General features: G+C 62.6%; 3 protein-coding genes and 1 pseudogene. All 4 read left to right on the top strand.

Going from position 1 to position 6,767, the window contains the following annotated elements; all coding sequences use genetic code 11:
* A pseudogene (gltB, locus tag VZ95_RS06900) lies at positions 1-3,383 on the top strand (glutamate synthase large subunit); the annotation flags it as partial.
* A 210-nt stretch (positions 3,384-3,593) separates the two neighbouring features.
* On the top strand, positions 3,594-4,436 hold the full coding sequence (locus tag VZ95_RS06895) for a DeoR/GlpR family DNA-binding transcription regulator (RefSeq protein ID WP_052711557.1): 843 nt from the start codon (positions 3,594-3,596) through the stop codon (positions 4,434-4,436).
* Entirely contained in the window at positions 4,402-5,142 is a 741-nt protein-coding gene (locus VZ95_RS06890) for a metallophosphoesterase family protein (RefSeq protein ID WP_045775200.1), read from the top strand. The genes VZ95_RS06895 and VZ95_RS06890 overlap by 35 nt, the downstream gene beginning before the upstream one ends.
* Position 5,143: 1 nt before the next feature.
* The gene (locus tag VZ95_RS06885) at positions 5,144-6,559 is read left to right on the top strand and encodes a bifunctional serine/threonine-protein kinase/universal stress protein (protein ID WP_045775199.1); all 1,416 of its coding nucleotides are present in this window, start codon (positions 5,144-5,146) and stop codon (positions 6,557-6,559) included.
* The last annotated feature ends 208 nt before the right edge of the window (positions 6,560-6,767 follow it).

Here is a 6,767-nt window from a genome sequence, read left to right as displayed (position 1 = left end):
GCCCGATGCGCTACGTCATCACCGGCGACGGGCTGCTGATCGCGGGCTCGGAAGCGGGATGGTGAAGATTGATGAGCAGACGGTCGTCGAAAAAAGGCCGCCTCGGGCCGGGCATGATGATCGGCGTCGATTTGCAACGGGGTCGGGTGTTCCACGACGCGGAAATCAAGGACGAGCTGGCTTCGCGCAAGCCGTTCGGGCGTTGGGTGCAGCAGATTACCCGCATCGATGGCATCATTAAGGGCCACGCGCTCCCGGTTGAGCGCATGAGCCGCGAAGCGCTGCGCCGCCATCAAATCGCCGTGGGTTGGACCACGGAAGATCTGGAACTCATCCTGCACCCGATGGTGGAGGACGCGAAGGAAGCCATCGGCTCGATGGGCGACGATACGCCGCTCGCGGTTCTGTCGGACCAGTATCGGCCCCTGTCGCATTACTTCCGTCAGAACTTCAGCCAGGTCACGAACCCGCCGATTGATTCGCTCCGCGAACGCCGGGTGATGACCATTCGCACCCGCCTCGGCAACCTCGGCAATATTCTGGAGGAAGACGAAAGCCAGTGCCAGTTGCTGCAACTGGACAGCCCGATTCTCTCCACCGCCGAATTCACCGCTATGCGCGCCTATATGGCCGATACCGCCGCTGAAATCGACTGCACCTTCGATCCCAAGGGCGGCGAATTCGCTCTGCGCGACGCCTTGAAGCGCGTTCAGCGCGAGGCGGAAGACGCGGTGCGCGCTGGTTGCACCCATTTGGTGCTGACGGACGCCGCGATGGGGGCCGGGCGCTCGCCGCTGCCGATGATTTTGGCGGCGGGCGGCGTTCATAGCCACCTCGTGCGCCAGAATTTGCGCACCTTCACGTCGCTGAACGTGCGCTCGGCGGAATGTTTGGACGTGCATTATTGCGCCGTGCTGATCGGCGTCGGCGCGACCACGATCAACGCCTATCTTGCGGAAGAAGCGATTGCCGACCGCCACGCGCGCGGGCTGTTCGGTACGATGCCGCTCGAAGACGGCATCAAGCGCTTCAAGAAGGCCATCGACGATGGTCTGCTGAAGATCCTCTCCAAAATGGGCATTTCGGTGCTCTCCTCCTATCGCGGTGGCTATAATTTCGAAGCGATTGGCCTATCGCGAACGCTGGTGGCGGAATTCTTCCCCGGCATGACCAGCCGCATTTCCGGCCTTGGCATGAGCGGCATTCAGAAGGAAGTCGCGGGCCAGCACGGCAAGGCCTTTACCGCCGACAGTAGCGTGCTGCCCATCGGCGGCTTCTACCGCTACCGCCGAAAGGGCGAAACCCACGCCTGGACCGCCGATCTCATCCATATGCTGCAAACGGCGGTCGCGACCGATAGTTACGCGACCTACAAGAAATACTCCGAAGCCAACCGAAAGCTGCCGCCCGTCGCTTTGCGCGATCTGATGGATTTCAAGGGCGGGCGCACCGCCGTCCCGTTGGAAGAAGTCGAATCGATCACCCAGATTCGGCAACGGTTCGTCACGCCCGGCATGTCCTTAGGGGCACTTGGGCCGGAAGCCCATCGCACGCTCGGCATCGCATGAACCGTATCGGCGCGAAATCCGATAGCGGCGAGGGCGGGGAAGATTCGAAATATTTCAAGCCGCTGCCCAATGGCGATAATGCTAATTCGGCGATCAAACAGGTCGCTTCGGGCCGCTTCGGCGTGACGGCGGATTACCTCGTCAACTGCCGCGAGCTGGAAATCAAAGTAGCCCAGGGCGCAAAGCCCGGCGAAGGCGGGCAGTTGCCCGGCTTCAAGGTGACGGAAATGATTGCCCGCCTGCGGCACTCCACCCCCGGCGTGATGCTGATCTCGCCGCCGCCGCACCATGATATCTACTCGATTGAGGATCTGGCGCAGCTTATCTATGACCTGAAGCAGATCAACCCGAACTGTAAGGTTTGCGTGAAGCTGGTGGCGCGGTCGGGCATCGGCACGATTGCGGCGGGGGTGGCCAAGGCGAAGGCGGATATCATCCTGATCTCCGGCCAAGTCGGCGGTACGGGCGCGAGCCCGCAAACCTCGATCAAATTCGCGGGGGCACCGTGGGAAATGGGCCTGTCGGAAGTCCATCAGGTGCTTACCCTCAATCGGCTGCGTCACCGCATCCGGCTGCGCACCGACGGCGGCATCAAGACCGGGCGCGACGTGGTGATCGCGGCGATGCTCGGCGCGGAAGAGTTCGGCGTCGGCACCGCCTCCTTGGTGGCGATGGGCTGCATCATGGTCCGCCAGTGCCACAGCAACACCTGCCCGGTCGGCGTCTGCACCCAAGACGAAGCCTTGCGTGCCAAATACGATGGCTCGCCGGAAAAAAGTGGTGAACCTCTTCAGCTTCATCGCCGAAGAAGTCCGCGAGATTTTGGCGGAGCTTGGGGTTCGCTCGCTGAACGAGGTAATCGGGCGCACCGATCTGCTCAATCAGGTCAGCCGGGGCGCGCATACGCTGGATGATCTCGATCTCAACCCGCTCCTAGCCCAGGCCGATCCGGGCGATTATCCGCGCTATTGCACGCTCGAAGGCCGCAATGAAGTGCCGGATACGCTCGACGCCCAGATCGTCAAGGACGCCCATCCGGTGTTCGAGGCGGGCGAGAAGATGCAACTCACCTACAATATCCGCAACACTTACCGGGCCATCGGTACGCGCCTGTCTTACCATCTGACCAAGCAGTTCGGCATGACCGGCCTTGCGCACGATCACGTCACCGTGCGCCTGCGCGGCTCGGCGGGCCAGTCACTCGGTGCCTTCGCGGTGCAGGGGCTGACGCTGGAAGTGTTCGGCGATGCTAACGATTATGTGGGCAAGGGCCTGTCGGGCGGGCGCATTATCGTTCGGCCGATGACTGCAAGCCCGCTGGTGACGAACCGCAATACGATCATCGGCAATACCGTGCTCTATGGCGCAACGGCGGGGCAACTCTTCGCCGCAGGCCAGGCCGGGGAACGCTTCGCCGTGCGCAACTCCGGCGCGCAAGTGGTGGTCGAAGGCTGCGGCTCCAATGGGTGCGAATATATGACCGGCGGCGTTGCGATTATCCTTGGCCCGGTCGGCGATAATTTCGCGGCGGGGATGACCGGCGGCATGGCCTTCGTCTATGACGAAGACGATAGCTTCCAACACCGCGTAAACCCGGAAACCGTGCTTCAGCACCGTATCGAAACTGCCCATTGGGAGGGCGTGTTGCGCGATCTCGTCGAACAGCACGTCAAGGCGACCGGCTCCAAATGGGCTATGAGCCTGCTAGCCGATTGGGAGCGTCAAATCGGCCACTTCTGGCAAGTGGTGCCGCGCGAAATGGTGGGCCGCTTGGCCTTCCCAACCCGCGAAGCGCAGATTAGCGCCGCTGAGTAAGGGGCAGACAGGGCGGGGAGAAATCCCCGCCCTATTGGTTTCGGCAGCCGAAACTCCTCTCTTTTTAAATTGGGTGAGAAAGTATGGCTCGTCCAATGTAAGTAAAATTCGCTCATATGAGATTATGTTCTGAGACGTTTACCGCTCAATTGATTCAGATCATTGTGTGCGGGCGGCGGCGGCGGCCAATATTGAGCAAAAGGAGTCGCCATGCACGAACAGGAACGCGCCCAGCTTATCTTGAAACTTACTCGGGAACGGCTGGTGGTTCCTGTCCGTGAATTGATTGCGCGAACAGGCGTATCCAGTGCCACGATCCGGCGCGATCTAACCGAGTTAGCCGAGGCGGGGTTGATCCGGCGCGTTCATGGCGGCGTGCAGGCGCTTGAGTCGGCTTCGCCCCGCTCAGCCGCGATGCCGGGGGTCGAAGGGGCGGGCGCGCTGAATTACGAGCGGAAACGCGCAATTGCCCGGGCGGCGGTCGATCTCTGCGAGGATGACGAGTCGATTATCATCCATGCTGGCTCCACGACGTATCAGATGGTGGCGCCCTTGGCGCAGCGGCGGCTGCATATCCTCACCAACTCCTTCCCCATCGCCAGTGCGCTGCTGGCGGCGCGCACCGAAAGCCGTATTGTTCTGCCGGGCGGTGAGATTTGCCCCGAACAGGGAATCGTGCTGTCACCCTTCGAAGAGGATGCTATTCAGCATTACGCCGCCTCCAAACTTTTCATGAGTTGCTTTTCGCTCACGTCGATGGGGGTGATCGAAGATGATCCGCTGATGGCGCGCGCCGAAGCCAAATTACTGAAGCGCGCGCAGGATTTGATTCTACTGGTCGATGGGTCAAAGTTCGAAACGCGCGGCTCGATCAGCGTCTGCCCGCTCACCCGTGTTAAACTGGTCATTACCGACGCGGGCGCGCCCCCGGCGGCGCTCGAAAATCTGCGCGCGGCGGGGGGTAGAGGTGCGGATCGTCGCCCTATAGCGCCCCGCCGCTGCCGGGAAGGAAAATGCCATGCTCATCGCGCTGATGACCGATCTTCACAGTAACCGCGAGGCTTTCAGCGCCTGCCTAACCATGCGCGGGCGCGGGGGCGCGGAGCGGTTCGTGTTTTTGGGCGATTACGTGGGCTATGGGGCCGATCCGGTTTGGGTGGTGGAAACCTTGATCGATTTGGTGGGGCAAGGCGCGATCGCCGTGCGCGGCAATCACGATGCGGCGGCGCTGGGCGCGCCCGAACGGATGAACGATATGGCGGCGGCGGCGATTGTTTGGACACAAACCCAGCTTTCCGAAACCGCCAAGGCCTTTCTTGCGAAACTGCCGCTGACGGTGGAGGAGGATGATCGGCTCTATGTCCATGCCGACGCCTCCGCCCCGGAGAAATGGCGCTATGTGACCGACGCGCTGACCGCCCGCACTAGCCTGGAGGCAAGCGACGCGCGGTTGATCTTCTCGGGCCACGTCCATGTGCCCGCGCTCTATGGCCTGTCGAGCATCGGTAAGATGGTGGTTTTCACGCCCACGGCGGGCCAGCCCGTGCCATTGCTGCCGCCCCGGCGCTGGCTGGGGCTGATCGGCTCGGTCGGCCAGCCGCGCGACGGCAATCCGGCGGCGGCCTATGCGCTCTATGATACGCGCACGGCCGATCTCATGACCCAGCGTGTTCCTTACTATATTGCGGCGGCGGCTGATAAAATCCGCGCCGCCGGTCTGCCTGCGCTGCTGGCGGATCGGCTTTTTCGAGGGCAGTAAAATGGTTCTAAAGCTCGAACCCGGTCGCACCATCGACGGCTATACGCTCGAAAGCCAAGTGCATCGCGGCGGTATGGCCGTGCTATGGGCGCTGCGGCGGGAGCCGGGGGCGCTGCCGATGATCCTGAAGCTTCCTATCCTCGCGGAAGGGGAAGATCCGGCAGCCATCGTTAGCTTCGAGATGGAGCAGATGATCTTGCCGCGCCTCAGCGGGCCGCATGTGCCGCAGTTTATCGCACGCGGCGTGCTCGCGGGGTTGCCCTATCTGATTATGGAGCGGATCGACGGCCCATCCTTACTCAGCCGCTTGCCCGATTTGCCTTTGCCGGTGGCCGAGGTCGTGGATATCGGCGCGCGGATTGCCCAGGCGCTGCACGCGCTGCACCGCCAGAACGTTATTCATCTGGACGTGAAACCGTCGAATCTGATGGTTCGCCCGAGCGGCGAGATTGCTTTGATTGATTTCGGCCTATCGTCCCACCGGCATTTGCCGGATTTAATGGCGGAGGAATTCCGTCTGCCCTATGGCACGGCCCCCTATATGGCGCCGGAACAGGTGCTGGGGCAGCGGCGGGACCCCCGCTCGGACCTGTTCGCCCTGGGCGCCTTGCTCTATTTCTTCCTTACCAACGTTCGGCCCTTCGGTGATCCGCAAACCTTGAAGGGCCTGAAAAAACGCCTGTGGCGCGATCCGGTGCCGCCGCGCGCCCTGCGGCCCGACTGCCCGCCGTGGCTTCAGGAAATCATCCTCCGCTGCCTTGCCGTCGATCCCGCCGCGCGCTACGCCACGGCGGCACATCTGGCGCTGGATTTGCGCACGCCGGAGCAAATGCCGCTCACCGAGCGCGCCAATCGGTTAGAGCAAGACGGCATGGTAACGGTTTGGCGGCGGCGGATGCGGGCCGATAGCATTCTAACCGTCACACGCGATCATAGTTTGGACGCGCCGATCATTCTGGCGGCGGTCGATCCTGCCACGCAGTCGGATGCGGTGGCCGATGCGATGCGGGCCACCGTGCGTCAAGTTATGCAATCCATGCCGCGCGCGCGACTCGCGTGCCTCAATGTCCTAAAGCTCCATCGCATAGGGCTGGATATGACCCTGGATGAGGCGGGGGAGAATAAGCATCTGCAACGGCTCCTCGATTTGCGCCACTGGGCGCAGCCCTTGGGGTTGAGCGAGGAACAGGCGACGTTCCATGTGCTCGAAGCCGTCTCCCCGGCGGGGGCAATTTTAGAGTTCGCGCGGACCAATCACATCGATCATATCGTCATGAGCGCACGGGCGCGCTCCACCCTGCGCCGGGTGCTGGGCAGCGTTTCGGCGGAAGTGGCGGCGGAGGCTCCGTGCACCGTAACCGTTGTCCGCCCCGGCCATGAGGGGGAGGAACACGCTCTGCCGGCGCTTGACCCTTGAGCGGGAAGCGCCTTCTATGCCGCGAGCCGAAGGATAGGGGAACTGGGATGCGCGGCTTGGTAAAACCGCTGCTGATGTTCGTACTGGCAGGGCTTCTGCTCTTCGGGCAGGGGCGGGCATCGGTTTCGTCAGGGGGAATGCTAGGGGCGATGCCGCAAGCCTCGGCAAGCTTCTGGCCGAACGCGCGCTGGCCCAGTGGCTCGGCGGC

The organism is Elstera litoralis (assembly GCF_000963705.1).
Taxonomy (GTDB): domain Bacteria; phylum Pseudomonadota; class Alphaproteobacteria; order Elsterales; family Elsteraceae; genus Elstera; species Elstera litoralis.
This window is presented reverse-complemented; position numbering and strand designations above follow the sequence as displayed.

Bases quoted from the DNA above. Each gene is read 5' to 3' on its own strand.
- VZ95_RS06885 (WP_045775199.1), top strand. From the start codon at position 5,144: ATGGTTCTAAAGCTCGAACCCGGTCGCACCATCGACGGCTATACGCTC.
- VZ95_RS06890 (WP_045775200.1), top strand. From the start codon at position 4,402: ATGCTCATCGCGCTGATGACCGATCTTCACAGTAACCGCGAGGCTTTC.
- VZ95_RS06895 (WP_052711557.1), top strand. From the start codon at position 3,594: ATGCACGAACAGGAACGCGCCCAGCTTATCTTGAAACTTACTCGGGAA.